Origin of the sequence: Virgibacillus ihumii (assembly GCF_902726655.1) — a bacterium.
GTDB lineage: Bacteria > Bacillota > Bacilli > Bacillales > Amphibacillaceae > Lentibacillus > Lentibacillus ihumii.
The window spans coordinates 200453-219859 of the sequence record NZ_CACVAN010000001.1; the positions used below are offsets into that span (position 1 = coordinate 200453).

The window sequence follows — 19407 nt, forward strand, 5'->3', positions numbered from 1 at the left end:
CTTTGTAATACAATTGTAATTATTGTAACAAAAATTCAATAGAAGGTGCAAAGATAAGTGTAAATGAGGTGTCAACTATGAGTAAAATACAAGAAGAAAAAGCTGCCCGGTTTTTTAATTATTTATTGGAGCTTAATAACCTGGTAGGGAAAGTTGACCGGGATTATAAAAAAAATGAAATGACCTGGGCAATAACTGACTTGGAAGAATTAGAAGGATGTAATGTTCTCTCTCAATGTAATGAAGAAGAGAATTTTTTGGAAATAAAAAAGCCCATTATTACTGAAGAGGAGGAAAGGGCTCCACAACCTCCGGATGAAATAGTAAACTGGATAAAAAGTACATACAAGCGAGAAGATTTGGAACCTACTTTCTATGTTGAAAAAGCGGAGAAAAACGAATACGGTGAAGAAAAAAATATATTATTTGAGGATGATCAAGTTAGGCGTAACCTTTATAATAAGTGGAAGTCAGAGTGGCAGGATTGGGCGGATAATCTAAAGCTGAAAAGATATGTATCGAAATTATACAATGAGTTCTTTCAGTTAGTTTCACGTTTTGAACGAGAAGGGGATACGTTGGAACTCATATTTGGTCGTGGCATTTTGACATGGCAACATTCTGATAAAAAAATTGGAACTATCCGTCATCCGCTCGTTACAAGTAAACTGGAACTTGAGCTAATTCCCCAGAAAGGCCTTATCATTGCCAAACAATCAGAGGAGAATGTGAAAGTCGAAAGGGAAATGCTCACGAACGTTGATCTTCCAAATAAACAGAAACTGGATGAAATAATGGAAGAACTAAAATCCATGAATATTCTGGATGATATGTCAAACTTATTTCATCAATATGCCTCTTTAATTCACCCAGATGGTTCCTTTGTGGAAGATAAAGGAAGCAAACTTTCTGTTAGTAGGAAGCCTTCCATTTTTGATTATCCCATATTTTCTCTACGTAGTAAAAAGGTTCGCGTGCTTCGTGAGGATTTAAAACAGATAATTGAAGGGATTGAAACAGGTACCATTGAGTTAACAGAAGCTGTCACTTCAATTTTTGAAGAAGAGAGGGATGAAGCGGAATTTACTGCTGAAAAAGATTCCTTTTCAACGTTACCTAAGAATCATCTTTATTTTCCATTGCCAGCCAACGAGCAGCAAAAAGAAATTGTACGTCGAATAGACCGTAGCTATGGAGTCACTGTCCAGGGTCCGCCCGGCACAGGTAAAACACATACAATTGCTAATTTAGTCTCTCATTTTCTTTCGCAGGGGAAGAGGATTTTAATTACTTCTCAAAAAGAAAATGCCCTGAAAGTATTAAAGGATAAAATTCCTGATGCAATTCGTGATTTGTGTGTACCAGTTTTAGGCGGCGGTAGAGAATCCCTGAAAGAAATTGAAAGTTCTATACGTACCCTTGGTGAAAAATTAGGGGAATTGGATACCGAATCCCTTGTCAAAAGAATTAAACGCAACCTTGAATCGCTTGATGTAAGCAAGCGTGAAGAAGCTAGATTAAAAGGTGAGTTAAAAACATATACCGAAAAGGAGGGTACTCCATTAATTTATAAAGGAGAAAAACGGTATAAGTATGATATAGCAAAGGAACTGGCGCAAGCTGAAATTGACTACAAATGGATTAAAGATGATGTTGCAATGGAAACTGAATTTCCGTTAACTGATGTTCAATGGACTCGTTTATGGGATCTTCGTAATCAGTTGAATAAAAAAGACCTTTTATTAAGAGATAAGCGCTTGCCAGTATTAGATAAAGAAATTCGGAATGTGAACTCTTTTAAGGAATTGATGCAAGAAGAAAAGGGTTTAAATGAATATGAAGACGAAGGTAGGCAAATTATTGAATCTTACCAACTTACGAAAGACCATGATGTGGTTCAGTCTATGCGGGATAAAATTAATGATATTTTGTCTTATAAACCTTTTATAGATGAGGAATTTTCTACAGCGATAGTAGAAGAACTAAGGGCAGGTGGTATACGGGAAGAGAGATGGAGAAAATTAATTGAAGAACAACAGAAAAATATCCAGCATCTATTTAGCCTTTATAATGATTTAATTACGCATGATATTTGTTTTCCTGATAAGGATTTAAAAGATGTTCAAATTGATATCCAAACAGTTAAGGAACATTTTGAAAAAGGCAAAAAGCCAAACTTCATGTTTTTCCTTATGAAAGGAAAGTCAACAAGATATTTATTTAAAAATAACATTTTAAACGGGAAACCGGTGGAAAATCTTAAAGATTTAGAACCACTTGAAAAGCACATTGAATATCAAAAACAAAAGGAAGAGACATCCCGTATTTTAAATGGAAACATACGTGAAGCAAACGGGGAGCAACTTGATGTGAAAGCCGCTCGTTTTCCACACGAAGCGGAAAAAATATTAGGTGATATTAGAAAAATTATTGAATACGTCGATGCGATCCGTATTTTAGAAAAACAGTTCCCTGCATTTGTTTCAATTAATGTAAATCCTTACGATTTTGATGATTTGAAAAGAGTAAACATAGAATTGGAAGTCGTTGAAAATTACATTAAATTGGATTCCTGGAAAAACAAACAGGAAAAGGAAATTAACGAATTACGTCATCTTTGTGAAGAACAGAATATGCATTCTATAATGTATCAATTTATTGAGGCAATGGAACAAAAGAACCAAGAACAGTGGGAAACATTGACAGAACATCTATTCCAGTATGAAGAAGTGAAAAAACTCGTAACAGAGTTTTATAACTTGCTGGATTTGCTGCAGAAAAAACTACCAGCTACTGCCGTGTCAATTGAATCCTCCGTTGGCAATGAGTGGGGGTATATTGACGAATATCAAGAAGCTTTGGAACTGAGAAAGCTGCAAACTTGGTTGGATGAAACCAAGGATGCTAATGTAGCCAGGCTGAAGGATAAACTTGAAGATGAGCATCAGGAGCAGAGAAAATTAATTTATGATGTTGTCTCCGCTTCAACATGGAAAAGTCAGTTGGAACGTGTCACGCAACGAGAAAAGCGTGCTTTATCATCCTGGAAAACGTATATTAAGCGTTTCGGAAAAGGTAGCGGAAAGTCAGCACAAACAAATTTGAAAGGTGCCCGCGACTCTATGAAAATAGCTCAGAGGGCCATTCCTGTTTGGATTATGCCGATTAATCAGGTGTTGGAGAATTTTCCTGTAACGAATGATAAGTTTGATGTAATCATTTTTGATGAAAGCAGTCAGTGTGATTTGTTCTCAGCAAATGTGCTTCTTCGTGGGAAGAAAATGATTGTAGTTGGAGATGAAGAACAAATTAGTCCGCAAGCAATTGGAACGAAATTTGAAGCGGTTAATGAGCTTGTTCGTCGCTATTTGGCCGACGTACCGAATGCAAACTTATTTGACGGGAATATCTCTCTATATGAAATCGCTGAGCAGACATTTCCTAAAGAAGGCAAACTCATGCTTCGTGAGCATTTCCGTTGTGTGCCGGAGATTATTCAATTCTCTAACGATTTGAGTTATGGGGGAGAAATGATACCACTACGTCTACCTTTGGAAGAAGAAAAGCTGGATCCACCTGTAAAAGCTGTTAAAATTGATGATGGTTATAATGATGCCAAGGAAAAGGATATAAACATACCAGAAGCTGAACGTATTGTTGAAGATATTGTAACAATGACCAAAAACCCTACTTATGATAGTCAAACAATTGGTATTATTGCTCTCCAAGGTCAAAAGCAAGCCGCATATATTGAAGGGAAAATAAGAGAAGCAATTGGGGATGAAGAATTTGTGGAGAGAAAAATCATATGTGGAGACCCCTACACACTACAGGGGGATGAAAGAGATGTCATATTTTTATCGATGGTTGTAGCACCTGAAAGGAATTTCCGCGCATTAACAAAAAATAGTGAAAAACAAAGGATAAACGTAGCTGCAAGTCGAGCAAAGAATCAAATGCGTCTTTATCATTCCGTTGATGTAGGAGACTTAAATCCTGATGATTTAAGATATCGTTTACTAAGTTACTGTAAAAATCCTTCAAGAATCAATGAGCAAGTTGAGGAGTTGGAGGGAAAATGTGATTCACCGTTTGAAGTCGATGTTCTTCGTATGATACTTGCAAAAGGCTATAAAGTAACTCCTCAAGTAAAAGTGGGAAGATATAGGATTGATCTTGTAGTTGAGGGATTACGAAATCGCTTAGCCATCGAATGCGATGGAGAAGCATGGCATGGCCCGGAAAAATTTGAAGAAGACATGCTGAGACAAGAGTCACTGGAAAGAGCGGGCTGGCAGTTTTGGCGAATTCGTGGAAGAGAATTTTACCTGAATCGTAAAAGTGCCATGGAAAGTTTGTGGGATAAACTAGAACAAATGGACATTCATCCGCTAAATAATGAGTTAATTAATGAAGATTCCATTGGTGAACAAACAAAATCATCTATGTATACTTAATAAGCAAGTAAATGGCACTTGAAAGTATGAAAAGCAAAAAAGCTGTAGAAAATCATTTCGGCGCATCAATTGGAATTAATAATTCAATAACAGGGTGAAAGGGCAGATAAAATACCCTTTTACCCCTTTTTATTTATAGATAAAAAGTGGGGTAATAAGAGTTGAAAATCAAATTGTTGTATCTGAGCTTATAGACATACAATTTTTTGCACATGTTTTCCATTAAAATGGTTAATGAACAAAAATTCATCCCTTACCTTTTTACAGAATATTTGCTAATATAAGGAGTATAGGTAGAAAATACCAGTATTTTAATAAAGGACGATATTTTAGTAAAAGCATTAGGTCCCTAGGTGGATAATTAAGGTGCTTTATAATATGCAAACTATTATAATATAAACTGCTAAGTTGTTAACTAATGGGAGGATCATACTAAATATTTTTCTATAAACTAAGCTAGATTGGGTGTTAATATGTCTGAGTTAAACGAGTTCACTATTATAAAGGGAACATCTAAGCGAATCGTTGATTATTGGAAATGGGCATACTCTAATATCAACATGAACAGCGAGAGAGGAATTTTTGCCGAATTTCTTGTAGGTAGTGCTTTGGATGCCCTTGGAACCGGTAGGGTAGAGTGGGATATTGCAGATGTTAAATATAGGGGTAATCTTATTGAAGTAAAATCATCAGCTTTTGTGCAAGAATAGGAACAGAAAAAGCTATCGGTTTCAAAATTTAATATTGCTAAAAAGTTTGAGTTTGGTGAATACACATCTTTACGTGATAGACATGCAAAAATATATGTATTTGCGCTTTTATCTGAAGAGGACCGAAACTTAATGGATCCTTTAAATATGGAACAGTGGGAATTTTATATTCTATCAACAAGAAAAATTAATGAAATATTTGGGAACCAGAAATCAGTTACTTTAAAACCATTAAAGAATGTGTGTAACCCCGTGGAATATAAGGATGTTAGATCCGTTGTAGATGAAATCATTGATATCCAAAATAAAGGAGACTGAAAATGAAGTACTGGATTTTTCAAGGAAACCCTAAACAATTTAATATAGATGAGTACATACTAAATAATGAGAATATTACATGGAGTGTAAGACAAAAACAATTTGTAAATGAAATAAATTTAGCAGATAAGGTTTTTCTTTGGCGATCTGACGGAGGCAAAAAGCACTCTGGAGGAATCATCGCACATGCTGAAGTGATTTCAAATGTATTTGAAGAAGATGAATATAGAGTTGAATTGAAATTAAAAGAGCCCCGGCTAACAAAAAAAGAAGGTATGTTATTAAGACATCAGTTAAAAGAAATACCAGAGACAATGAATTTACAAATTATTAAGATAGCCACGGGTACAAATTTTCCTTTAACTGAAGATGAGTACCAACGAATTTTAAAACTGTGGAATAATCCAGAGATAATTAAAGAGAAGTTGGAGTTACCAACACTTGATAAATATATGTATCTTTTTAACATAGAAGGCATTGAAATGCTAAACCATGATGACTATATCCGGGATAGCTACGATTTCTTTAGACATTTTAATAATCGTTCTTATTTAGCGGAAATGGAATGGGAAGATGTTCAGAGTATAGGTGATCATATAAATGCATTCCGTATGCCCTTAGCAAGAAAACGTGCTTTGGGTGAAATGAATGCTTCAATAGACAAGTATCGTAACAGTTTCATCTACCTTGTTCATGGAGAGGACCCACTAAAAGAAAGGATTCACCGATTCCTAACAGATGATAAATATAAATTGTTCGGATTTGGACAAAGTGTTGTAAGTGAGATGATCGGAAATATTTTTCCTGAAAAATATTGTTTTTTTAACCAGCGGGATAAAGTTGCTGTTGAAAACATTTTGGGAATTGTTCCAAAATATTCTCGTGGGGACACATATGGTGACAGGTTTATAAAATTTCAAGAGGCTATTAAACATGAAGGTATAGCTGAGAAGTATAAAGATATTGTTGGAAAGAGAACTGACTTGCCAATCTATTTCGAAGTAGATCAATTTTTTAGTTTTCTGTATGAGAATTTTAGTAAGGTTGAAGAGGAGTTACCGGAGGCAGCGGAGCCAAATTATTGGATGATTGCTGCTGGTGAAAGCAGTATGTTGTGGAATGACTTTTATACAAATAGCCAAATTGCGATTGGCTGGAGTAAACTAGGGGACCTTCGTAATTATAATAGTAAAGTAGATATTATGCAGGCACTAATCGACGTTTATGAATTAGAAAATAAACCACATAATGATGCACATGCTAATTATCAATTCTGCTATGAAATGCAGATTGGTGATTATGTTTTTGTTAAGCGGGGAAATAGTCAGGTTATCGGATTTGGTCATATTACCGGTGAGTATAAATATGATGAAACGGTTCAATCCGATTATCATTCTATTAGAAAGGTAGAATGGATTAAAGTTGGGGAATGGTATTCGCCTGGTCTACCGACGAAAACTTTAACAGAATGGACCAGATATGAAGATGCTGTTCAAAAGTTATTAGATTTATTAGATGAAAAAACTGAGTATCCTACTCCTAATTCTGATCAAATTATAGTCCGTGAAAAGTTAACGTATGAGTCAGACCAATTCTTAAATGAAGTATTTATGACAGAAGAAAAAGGTGAAGACATAAAAGAAGCTCTGGAATATAAGAAAAATATTATCCTACAAGGCCCACCAGGGGTTGGAAAAACATTTGTTGCAAAAAGATTAGCATATTTACATATGCGTGAAATAGATCCTGAAAAAGTAGAAATGATACAATTTCACCAATCTTATACCTACGAAGATTTTATTCGCGGATATAAGCCTAATAAAGAAGGCAGTTTCACCTTGAAAAATGGCATTTTTTATAAATTTTGTCAGAAAGCAATTAATGATCCTGAAAATAACTACTACATGATTATCGATGAGATTAATAGGGGGAATTTATCGAAAATTTTTGGTGAGTTAATGATGCTCCTAGAATCAGATAAACGCGGAAAAGAGTTTGCAGTCAAATTAGCTTATTCTGATGATAATGAAGCATTTTTTATACCAAAGAATTTATACTTAATAGGTACGATGAATACTGCAGATCGTTCATTAGCATTAGTTGATTATGCTTTGCGACGAAGATTTTCATTTATTTATGTAGAACCTGCATTTGATAATGATAAGTTTGAAGAGTTTTTGCGTAATAAAAACATTAGCCAAGGTTTGATTAATAAAATTTTAACGTCTGTGAAGGAAATTAACAATGAGATTACGAAGGATGTTATTAATTTAGGAAAAGGATATGAAATTGGTCATAGTTATTTTTGCCCTACAGCAGAAACAATTCAAGATGAGCAAAATTGGCTTGAAAGAGTTATTAGATTAGAATTGGAACCATTACTACGTGAATATTGGTTTGATCAGGAGGAAAAAGTAGATGAACTCCTTGAAAAGTTCAACTAAAATACCCATAAAAAATATATATTACATGCTTTGTTACGCATGGAACCGGCTAGAAGAAAAGGATGACATTTATGTTTCAAGATCAGATGAAAAAGATATTTATCAATTGTTATCCGGTATTTTAGTAAATCGTTTAGGCGTATTAATCAAGCGCGGATTTTACAAAGAATATACGAATAAAGAAGAAGAGACATCCACTATTCGGGGGCGAATAAATTTTCAGAAATCGTTAAATGAATTATCCTTTAAGCAAGCTAGAATGTATTGTCAGTTTGATGAGATGACTTATGATATATTACACAATCAGATTATTAAATCAACGCTTTATAATTTAATGAAGACCTCTAAATTAGATAATAGCACGAAAGAAGAAATACAACACCTTTATCATTACTTTGGTGGTATCAGCCTCGTAAAACTTAACAGGAAAGTATTTAATAATGCTAAAATACATCGGAACAACTTACATTATGGTTTTATTATTGATATATGCAGGTTTTTATTTGAATCCCTTCTTATGAATGAAGACAATATAGGTGAGAAAAGATTTATTAATTTTGATCAAAATGCAAAAGCAATGGCATACGTATATGAGGATTTTGTTCGTAACTTTTACAAAAAAGAATTGTCTGGGAGTAAAGTATACAGAGAAAATATTTATTGGAATGCAGAAGGAGAAGACCTGTCTTACTTACCGAGAATGGAAACTGATATATCCATTGAATTGCATAATAAGAAGATTATTATGGACACGAAGTATTATCAAAATGCGACTGCATCCAAATTAAAGAATGGTAATGAAAAATTAATTAGTGGCAATTTATATCAGCTTCATGCCTATTTGAGTAATTTTAAAAATAGGAACCAGAAAAATTTGACAGGAGTGTTGTTATACCCAACAGTTGACAAGGATTTAGATCTGTTTTACAACATTTTAGGGTTTAACGTAAAGGTTTGTACAGTGGATCTTAATCAGGATTGGAGGAAAATACAAGAACGATTGCTAGGTATTGTAGTTTAATTTGTATGGTACATTTCAATAATGTTGATTTACCATTGTACAAATTTCTTCTGATCCTCTAGTCTTTTTTACCGTGTTTGATAAAATAGTAGTATCGTTAAATAATTCTTTTCAAGTCAGGTGTTTTTTATGGAGAACTATTCAACCTTGATTTTTCAAATGGATCTAGATGAACAAGTAACGGAAGAACTGGTTTCCTTACTTAAGTGTGGTACAAAAGTTTTCTTTTTTACGTACGACCCCATTGATATGTTGTTGGAAAATGAAGTTATTGAGCAAGCTGTAGATTTCAAAATGTTTTTTGGGTATGAGGTAATGTTCCATGATGATTTTCAGGAACCTTTTAGGTATTTCGATGGAGAGGTCCCCAGTGAAATTTTGCAATTTCTTGATAGCAAAGTTGACTACTTTAATAAAGAACAATTTCTTATTGAGCATGCCCCTGTAAATGAACATATTAGTGTATCTGCGGGTGCAGGGACAGGGAAAACAACAGTAATGCTTGACCGGATCATGTTTTTGAAATATAAGCATCCAGACCTTGACTTCTCTGAATTGGGATTAATAACTTTTACTAACAAAGCGGCTAATAATATGCGTGAAAAACTTATTCAGAAGATAAAAGATTACTTTAAAATCACCAATAACTTAACCTATCTTAATTGGCTACAGGAATTGAAGAATATGTCGATTGGAACCATTCATTCATTTGCACATCAAGTCCTGAATTTGAATAAAGATAACATGTTTGTAAATAAGGATATTCGGTTGAGTAGATTCACATACAAGCGCAGAAAAATTATTGAATCGGTCATTGATAACTTTCATGAGGAAAACCCTCAGTTATTCAGTAAGTTTAAGTATATTGAGCAGTATCGTATTATTGGTGCTGTTGAATCAGTGATAGACTTGTTGGGTAACTACTCAATTGCACAGGAAATAATTCAGGAAATGGATTTTGGCCGTTCAGATGATGACTCTCATTTGTTGTTTGAGTATGTTGTAAAAGAAACATTGAGAAGACTGGAGGAATATAAAACAGAAGTGGGCTACATAGGGGTGAATGATTTAATCACAGGGCTAGAATCGCTTAAGCTACAAAGTTCAAGCTATCAAATACCGTTTAAATATATTTTCATCGATGAATTCCAGGATACTGATAGACAGCAGGCCATGTTTTTCTCATTCCTTGCCAATACTTATCCTGTTTCTCTGTTTGTTGTAGGCGATGTAAAGCAAAGTATTTATAGATTCAGAGGGGCGGACTATACTGCATTTGAACAGTTGAAGGGTCAAATTTACATACATCAGGAATATTTCCTTCAGTTAAATTATCGATCAGATAAAGAACTGTTGGGTAAGTTAAACAGCATGTTCAAAACATGGCCGAATCATGTTAATGCGTTTAAATTTGATGAGAAAGATTATTTGTTAAGTGGATTTGAATCGAAAAACCAATTGGACATTCCTCTTGTCAAACATTCTTTTCCTACAAAGGTTAGTTTGATTAATTTTCTTAGAGAGATTGAAAGTACCAATACCGCAGTGCTAGTGAGATCGAATAGAGAAGTTAACGAACTTTCCTCGTTCTGTGAAGAGAACAAGATTTATTTTACATCTGATCAGGATGGAGATTTTTACCGTATTAACGTTGTTCGCGAATTTTATCAATTAATAAAAAGGTTTACTCATCCAAATGTATGGAGTAATCGATATCTTCTTCATTTATCTTCTTATGGAGAGCGTGACTTGGAGATTGCAAATATTGTATCTGAATTTGACTCGGATAGGATGTATATTAAGCAACTTTTAGAGAATAAAGATTGGACGTTAAATCAGTTTGCAAATCAATTTCAAGAAGAACCGGTCTTTGAAGTTTTACAAAAAATAATACGGGCAATAAATCCTGCTAAAGTTTATGCGGAACGATTCATTGCAGAAAAACCAATTAATTCTTTCAGGAACGAAGTTTACATTAGTCAGGCAAAAACATTAAGAGATGAGTATCAGCTTAATCTGGATCATTTAATTTACTTATTGAAAGAAGAATTCAAAGGAACTATTCCATCTTTGGGGAAAATCTTAAGAGTACTGGAATTAAAAATGAATACGGATAAAACAGTAACAAAATTAACAACTAGCGGTCCAGATAGTGCACGTCTTTCAATTATGACAGTTCATAAGGCAAAGGGACTGGAGTTTGATTATGTGTTTCTGCCGTATACAGACAGAGGCTTTAAAAGTTACTTAAAAACGGATGTCGTTATTAATCAAAAATCGATAGGTTACAGAGCGTTTATTTTAAAAGGCAAGATATTTAAGAATGATATATATAATTTATTGCGTCATGAGGAGATTGTTGAAGAGGTTGGAGAAGAAACGCGCTTATTGTATGTGGCACTCACAAGAGCTAAAAAAGGTGTATATTTTAAAGCTCCGGAGAACTCTCACAGTGTAACTGCGAAGAAATGGGGTGACCTTATTGCAAAAGGACTTGAAAGCACAACAGCACCATACTAAGGGATTATTTTATTATTCCACTTATGAATCGCTTGGGAATTGTCTGGAACAAACAATTAATCGAGAGGATGAACTGCATGTATTTGGTCTAGGATCACTTGCCCATAGTATTCAAAGTAAATTGAACATCAATGCTTTAAGCATTAGTGAGATTTATGATTTGCTGTTTGAAGATTATTATAATGTGGAGACAAAAATTTATTTGCAGTCACAATTAAGAAGGCATATCCAGCGAGGTAACTTTCAACATAGCGCATATTTGTTGAACCGATTGTCTTTAATTGTTGACACGTTTTTTACGATGGCAGACATTGATGCCAGGGAAGTTACCATAGATGGTAAACATTCAAGGCAAACGGAAATAATCCATTTGGTTAATATATTACTGGAGGATGATGTTTTTAAGCGGTACCGGATAAATAAAGACCAGTTAACCAAAAATGAAATTTCCTTGAAATTAGGGAGTGCTTCAAATTTAAATAAGCTTATATTTTATGAGATAGAGTACCTGAATTTTGGACGTATGAATCTTATTCATTTTTTACATCGGAAAGGTTTTCAAATTGAATTCAGGATCCCATACAAAGATCAATATAAACGGAGTTTTGCATTCTGGAACAGTGTTTATAGAGTAGTTACGAAACAGGAAATTCAGCAAACTTTTCCGAGTGAAAAAAAGACTATTGGTAACGGAGAATGCTTCGCCTTGTTTAATGAGAGTAAATCATCAGAATTTTGTGAGCGGAAAAATGTTTCAGTAATGGAATTTGATTCCCAACATGATTTTCAGGATTATTACCAAAGAACCAGAGATTATATTGTCGCCATAAAACCTGGGGAAGTGGAGACGATTGTTACAAACACAGTCAGTGGGCTTTATGAGAACAGTGTCGGTAAATTTGTTTACCATTTGCAGTACTGCATGTATAAAGATCAACAGGTTCAACTCTCCTATGATCAATTTATTGAATTGATAACAAATGATTGGGTTAAGATAGGGAATGCAAATGGGCCGGATGCATTATCATTATTGCTAGACTTGAAAGATTATATGGCAGGTGTCAGCACAATCAAAGATATTAAGGAAAGACTTTTCCGCTTACAAGAACTAGACCTGGTCAGACAGTCTTTTGATAGTGAGAATAGTGAGGATACCGGCAGAAACAGGATGAAACGTTATATGCTCAATCCGTTTCGGACTTTCGCTTTTCTTCATACTGAAAGATACAGTGTCACCATTAAGCAATTAATTGACCTGGTAGGGGAGCTTGAGAGACTCTGTCAATATTTGTTGCCAAATGAAACTGAATTAATGTCTGTGAATACATATATGGAGAGATGGCAGGAAGTACTTCAGACAATTGATGAAGGGGATGACAAAAAAGTCTGGGAAAAAATATTCAACAAGCGTTTTCCGGATGATTGGAAATTTGAGGTGCCAGAGTTTTTGCAGTTAATATACTTAACCGCATCTCGATATGATAAGGCAGAATCTAGAATTCTTTCATTGTCACTCATGCAGGAAAAAATACTTCAATCAAATCCGAAAAATGCATTGCATATGACGAATGTTACGCAAATGAATTTCCCGGAAGAGCATTCTAACAGTCTTTCCGCGTTTTTTACTCACAGTGAACTAAAAGAAATAATTCAAGCAGTAAACTCACAAATGAGGAACATTTTATTGCACTCACTTTGGGTGGATTATACGGTTGAAGAGAGCTTCTCAGAATTAGGTATATATCAGCTGTATAATATATTGTCCAATTATGAGGGGTCTGTTAAATTTAGTTGGATTAAAAACCTTCATGACAACGGTTTGAGAAATATTTACCTGGAAATATTGGCTGACTTATATACTAATGGGGAAGTCAGTAAATACAGGACTCATGAGGAATTTACTATGTTTCAAATGCCTGACCAACAAAAGTCTTCTCAGGTGCCTCATAGAAAAGAGTTGAGCGGAAAAATCCCCGGTGTTTACTGGTTAAATCATGATTTTTGTTCGAAAAAATTCTTTTTGACGACTTTTATTGACCAGGAACCAATTTATGAACAAGAGTTCCATCATCAATTTCTATTTAGTAAAATCGGAAAATTATTTTCTATTTCTAAGTCTGAGCGCGATTCTTTCCGTAATTATATTTTCCCGATGTTTCCCCACTGGACGTTCACCAAAAAAGAGAATCTTATTGATATGGAGTATCAGACAACGTTAAGGAAATACAAAAACTATGAAAACGTTTCATACCCAAAAGAACTGAAAAGTCTACAGATATTACGGAGTGTATATCGGGAGAATCGGCGTACAAAGGCAAGAAATCAGTACCGTAGGGATAGAGATTTTAACGATAAAGAGGTTCTTCAGCAATTTGGAGAAAACATTAATTCATTTAATGTGAAAGCTGAACCTGGAAATCATTGCAAGATGTGTCAATATCTAAATAGTTGTAGTGAGGGGTGGTTTGCTATTGACAACAACAATAATTAGAAATGAAGAAATAGAGCAGTTTAGCAGGCGTTTGTCAAAGAGATGGAAAAATTATTTTTCAATAGACGGACTTCTACCTGGAATTCATCCAACCAATGAACAGAAACAAGTCGTTCAGTCTAGCGAGAAGCAATTAATGATCAGAGGATCTGCAGGCAGTGGGAAGAGTTTGATGCTCGTTTACCGGCTAATTAAAATGATGGAGCAGGCAGAATCTCCTCAAAAAATTCTCTATGTTACATTTAACCAAACATTAATTCAGGACACTTTAAAACGTTTGAAACAGTCGGATAAATATATTGAATTGTCAAAAACTCATAAGGTTAGTGTTGTCACATATCATGACTTGGTTAGAAAAATCCTGATGTATGAATGTGGATATCCAAGTATAAACCGGCTTTATATGAAGCAATCATCTATATCTAATCATGAATCTTTGATAGAAGCGCGTATTCGTATTATTCTTGAAGAATTTAAACAATCACCTGAATTTATCAGATATGAACGGTTATACAAAACACATACCCCTAAGTTTTTGCGTGAAGAGTTTTTTTGGATGAAGGCAAATGGAATTTATACTTGGGATATGTATTCTACCAGGGAAAGAAAAGGACGAGGGCATAGTCCCAACGTTGCAAGAAAACAACGATCGACCATTTTTCATTTGTTTAAGCTGTATCAGGATTTTATGAAGAACCATTTTAAAACTCCCCAACTTGATATGGAAGATTATGCATTGCATTTGCTAAATGAGCTGCAATTGAATAAAAGTGCATCGTTCAAATTTGATCACATATTGGTTGATGAATTTCAGGATTTGCAGCCAATGCAGATTAAAAGTTTGGTGGCACTAACTAGAAAGACAATTACACTCGTCGGGGATGCTAAGCAAAGAATTTATAAACGAACTCCTGTATCATACAAGGATTTAAACCTTAAAGTCAATTCAAGAACCAATCAAAGGCTCACAAAGAATTTTCGCTCGACAAGGCAGATTATGAACCTAGCAAGTGCTTTGCAATTTACTGATGTAGAAAATGTCCGTGAAGACGATCAGGATTTCTTCCGAGAAGGTCCAAAGCCAGAAATAAAACATTTTACAACAATGAACCGCATGGCAAATCAAATGAAAAAAGAGATACATCAAATATTGAATTATCATCCAGGTAAATCTATTGCTGTTATTCATCGTTATAGTGACAATGAATTAAATAGGTATGGGAATTTAAGGCATGCATTAGAACGAGAATTCCATGTTATTGGAATTGAACAATATGGAAAAAGTTTTGATTATAATAAACAAAAGAAACCTATTTTCTTCACAAACCCCTTCGAAATAAAGGGATTGGAGTTTGATTATGTATTTATTGTCCATTTTGACCGTTACCATTATCCGTCAGAAAATAGAATAAACGATCTGAAGGAACGGTATGACACAAAGAAAATAAACTACCAGAATTATGATAAAGATTATGACGAGATTTTGAATGATGAAAAGAAGGTGTTATATGTAGCCTGCTCACGGGCAAAAGAAGAACTGCGGTTGTATTATGCAAACGAAAAGCAGCAACGGATATCTCCATTTGTAAGGGATTTTGATACGCGAGATTATGTGAGTAATTTTGGTAAGGGGAAGTATAGGAATTAGAGTTATCAAAGTACCTTCTGTTTTTAATGCATATGTTGGAGTTCTGTCAAGAAAATGGACACCTAACTTTGGTAAACCACTTCTTCCAAAACAACTACCGCGCTACGCTTGGTAAGACCGTAGGAAGTGACAAGTCTAAAACCGTGACTTGTCACTTCCTACGGCCAAATGGTTAATTAAGAGCTAACTTGCAGTGCCTTGGATTGGTACATTCTTTCATATTTATTTGGTGATGTATTCCCTAGGCTCGAATGTTTTCGCTTCTCGTTGTAACGACTGCTTATATAATTATTAATGGCTTTAATTGCTTCAAAGCGTGTTTTAAAGCGTCTTCGGTATATCAGGTCTTTCTTAATCGTCGCATGAAACGACTCGATACAGGCATTGTCATACGGGTTGCCTTTCCTGCTCATACTTATTTGCATGTCATTTTCTTTCAGCACACTGATATAATCATTTGAACAGTATTGGGAACCTCGATCGGAATGATGGATTAGCTTCTCATTGGGCTGTCTGGTCAGAATCGCCATCTTCAAAGCCTTTAAGGTTAGTGCCGTTTTCATATGGGAGGTTATATTCCAACCAATAATCTTTCTGGAAAACAAATCCATCACCGTAGCTAAATAAAGCCACCCTTCTAATGTCCAAATGTACGTGATATCTGTAACCCAAACGCGGTCTGGCTCCTTCACATCAAATTCCTGATTTAATAAGTTCGGATAAACATGCATATCATGATTCGAGTCCGTCGTTTTGATAAACCGTTTCTTTGGCATGGCGTTTAAGCCCATCTCTTTCATCATTCGAGCTACTGTTTTGACGGATATATCATAACCCTACTTCCAAATCATCATGTATTCTCGGACTTCCATAGGTTGCCTCACTTTCATGAAAGGACTTTTTAATTTTTTGCTTAATTTCTTTTCGATGGGCCTCTCTGGCCGACATCTCTTCTTTCCTATTTAACCATGCATAATAACCGCTTTTCGATACTTCCAATACGCTGCACATTTTCACAATACTGTGTTCATTCCGATGAGCCTGAATGAAACGATATTTATCGATTACTCTTGGTTTTTCGTGAAAATGTGCATCGCTTTTTTTAATATTTCATTCTGCTCCCTCAGGTCCTGAAGTTCCTTTTCGTGCTGCCTCTTAAGTTTCTCCAGCTCGCCAGGCGTGATGTATTGTTCTGGAGCGTTTTCCTGTTCTTTTTTCTTTTTATAGTCAGCAACCCATTTACAAAGGGTAGAATAAGAAAGTTCAAGTTCATACGCTACTTCCCGGGCCACTCTCCCCTCCTCAATAATTAGCTTACATACATGCTCTTTAAATTCTGGATCTTTCCATTTCCCCATCATAAACACGTCCTTTTCTGTTGGTTAAATTATACACCATTCTCATTTTGACGTGTCCATTTAAAAGACTAACTTAAATGTTCATACACCTTTTACAATTATTCCCTGCACCAGTTACCTTTTGAATTCTCATAAGTTCTTTTATAATATTTAAAGATGACTTTGGTCCTTTAGTCGGGGATCAGACAAAATCATCATTTGACATCTTAGAGAAAGGGGACAACTTAGAAATGATGTTGGGGTGTTTGGGATTCATTGCATTTATTGCTTTAATTGTATGGGCTTTTATTGTCAATTCTTTTCTTGGGGTTGTCTCGATCATTGCAGGTATTGCGCTTTTCACATGGAAATGGACTATTATAAATGGGTTAGGTGCATTATTGTTCGCTGTCATAATAGCCTGGGGCTTTAATCTGCATTGGATTATTGGTATTATATTCAGTTTCATTGGCCTAGTAATTATTTGCATGGATTTGGCAATGAAAAAAGAGGAAGAAGAGAAGGAATTATCGTTAAATAATTTAATAGAATATGAAAATTTTGAGGTGACACATCAATTTAATGGGGATAATATGCAAATGATTATTGTCGATGAGTCAACCAAAAGATTTGCATATCTTAATGGTGAAGACAATCGCAGTGTTTACAGCATAAAGGACATCCTTAAAATTGAAATTAGAGAAGACGATGATATTGTGACAAGAACGTCAAATGACATAAGTGCTTCAGGTCCGATGCTTGGCGGTATGATCGGTGGTGGGGCTTGGAGCAGTGGTTGGAGGGCTCAACAGAAAACACAGGGTTGATAATATAATCAAGCGAATCTCCCTGCACATTGTTGTTAATGACACAGACCAGCCGTCGATTACCACGGACTTTTTTAAAGGTTACCAAAAACGTAGCAGTGGTACTGTGAAAGATGCTTATACAGAAGTCGAACGTTTGTATGATTTGTTAACTGTCTTAATGCGGCAAGTAGACTATCGGGCAGGTGAGGAAACAATTTTGGTAAAAGAAACAATACCAAATGATTCGAATGACTAAGCCAGCAGTAGGCGACTATAATACGGACATATTAGCGATTCACAATTAATACTTCACCACTTGCCAACGTTACTAAACATATTGTGAAATTAAAAAAGCTCAAGACCATCTGAAAGAGAGTCTTCAGCTTTTTTACATTTTTATTGGCTAAATCCCCGATAATTACTGTTAAAGTGCGCAGATAAAATATCAAAAAACACATATATATAGGAAATACTATGATTTTAAAGGATTTCATTTCGAGCTACCATTTCGGCGTCATTTCCGCATCCCATAAACAAAATCCACAATCTGTTTTGTCTGATTATATAATAATTTTTCGGCATGTTTCATGCACTCGTCAATCGTCATAGGTTGTGTAACAGCGGAAAAGCATCCGTGAAATTTGCTGCGGAGCTTATTATGATCTCCGGCTAATGATCCGGAAATTAATAAAGCTGGTATTTCATAAAACTGGGCCAGATCAGCAATATATCCAGGTGCTTTTCCGTATAAAGTCTGTTCATCACTTTGGCCTTCACCCGTTATTATCAAATCGGCCTGCTTTATGGCATCCTTCATAAACGAAGCATCAGCCACGAGTTCTGCACCTGATACTAGTTCTGCGCCGAGTATGAGTAAGGCAAAACCCAATCCACCGGCAGCGCCTGCACCTTCTGTATCGTGAAATGTTTTTTTTAACTGATTTTCAATTACAGATGAAAAATTAGCGAGTGCATTGTCATATATAGGTACTTGCTTATCGGTTGTGCCTTTTTGCGGTCCATAAACCACACTGGCGCCATTCGCCCCATATAACGGATTATCTACATCACAAGCAACTTTTATGGAAGCACGAGACAATCTGGGGTCGATGTCAGCGAAACTGACACGTGTAACATCCAATAAATCTTTCCCGAATATTCCTGAAGCTTGCCCTTTCCTTTTCCATGCTTTCATTCCTAAAGCCTGCAGTAATCCAAGTCCACCGTCGTTTGTTGCGCTGCCGCCCAGTCCGATAATAAATGAGGTACAGCCTCTATCCAATGCATCGCTGATAACTTCACCAAGTCCGTAAGTTGTAGTCATATCCGGATTACGTTTAGCTTGCGGTACTTGGATAAGTCCGGCAATGTTTGCAATTTCGATGACAGCTGTGTTGTCTTTAAGTATGGCATAGTACGTATTAATTTTTTCACCTAATGGACCTGTGCATGTTACTTCTACTTGTTGACCGCCTACAGATGAAAGCAATGCATCAACAGTTCCTTCCCCACCATCAGCCATCGGTTTCGATTCAACAATAGCCTTATTGTTGAGAGACAGAATCGCACGTTCCATCGTGTTTGCTACCTGGATGGAAGTTAAACTTCCTTTATACGAATCTGGGGCTAATAAAATGTTCATAGTGAATGCT

At 35.3% G+C, this 19407-nt stretch carries 10 protein-coding genes and 1 pseudogene; 9 read left to right on the forward strand and 2 right to left on the reverse strand.

Annotated features, from left to right (window positions below; all coding sequences use genetic code 11):
* Positions 1-77: 77 nt before the first annotated feature.
* The 7 genes from HUX68_RS01060 (at position 78) to HUX68_RS01090 (ending at position 15609) form a co-directional block, all read left to right on the forward strand.
* Entirely contained in the window at positions 78-4457 is a 4380-nt protein-coding gene (locus HUX68_RS01060) for an AAA domain-containing protein (protein ID WP_174612907.1), read from the forward strand.
* A gap of 473 nt (positions 4458-4930) precedes the next feature.
* Positions 4931-5167, forward strand: coding sequence for a hypothetical protein (locus HUX68_RS01065; RefSeq protein WP_174612908.1), 237 nt, complete (start codon positions 4931-4933; stop codon positions 5165-5167).
* Between the two features lie 320 nt (positions 5168-5487).
* Positions 5488-7929, forward strand: a complete 2442-nt coding sequence (locus tag HUX68_RS01070; protein WP_174612909.1) for an AAA family ATPase — start codon at positions 5488-5490, stop codon at positions 7927-7929.
* Positions 7904-8950: a 5-methylcytosine restriction system specificity protein McrC gene (locus HUX68_RS01075; protein WP_174612910.1), complete on the forward strand. Its 1047-nt coding sequence runs from the start codon at positions 7904-7906 to the stop codon at positions 8948-8950. Before HUX68_RS01070 ends, HUX68_RS01075 begins: the two co-directional genes overlap by 26 nt.
* Before the next feature lie 129 nt (positions 8951-9079).
* A complete protein-coding gene (locus HUX68_RS01080) occupies positions 9080-11470 on the forward strand; it encodes a UvrD-helicase domain-containing protein (RefSeq protein WP_174612911.1) in 2391 nt (796 codons plus the stop codon).
* Positions 11471-11921: 451 nt separating this feature from the next.
* Positions 11922-13961 (forward strand): hypothetical protein, encoded by a 2040-nt coding sequence (locus tag HUX68_RS01085; RefSeq protein ID WP_174612912.1) that lies wholly within the window; start codon positions 11922-11924, stop codon positions 13959-13961.
* Positions 13942-15609, forward strand: coding sequence for a UvrD-helicase domain-containing protein (locus HUX68_RS01090; RefSeq protein WP_174612913.1), 1668 nt, complete (start codon positions 13942-13944; stop codon positions 15607-15609). The genes HUX68_RS01085 and HUX68_RS01090 overlap by 20 nt, the downstream gene beginning before the upstream one ends.
* Positions 15610-15785: 176 nt before the next feature.
* Here the strand turns inward: HUX68_RS01090 and HUX68_RS19580 are convergent.
* Positions 15786-16967, reverse strand: a pseudogene (locus HUX68_RS19580) (IS3 family transposase).
* Positions 16968-17197: 230 nt separating this feature from the next.
* On the opposite strand from HUX68_RS19580, the gene HUX68_RS01110 reads away from it, so the two are divergent.
* On the forward strand, positions 17198-17773 hold the full coding sequence (locus HUX68_RS01110; protein WP_174612917.1) for a hypothetical protein: 576 nt from the start codon (positions 17198-17200) through the stop codon (positions 17771-17773).
* Entirely contained in the window at positions 17739-18011 is a 273-nt protein-coding gene (locus tag HUX68_RS01115; protein WP_174612918.1) for a hypothetical protein, read from the forward strand. Before HUX68_RS01110 ends, HUX68_RS01115 begins: the two co-directional genes overlap by 35 nt.
* A 258-nt stretch (positions 18012-18269) precedes the next feature.
* On the opposite strand, the gene HUX68_RS01120 is transcribed toward HUX68_RS01115, so the two are convergent.
* Positions 18270-19397, reverse strand: a complete 1128-nt coding sequence (locus HUX68_RS01120; protein WP_174612919.1) for a glycerate kinase — start codon at positions 19395-19397, stop codon at positions 18270-18272.
* Positions 19398-19407 lie beyond the last annotated feature (10 nt).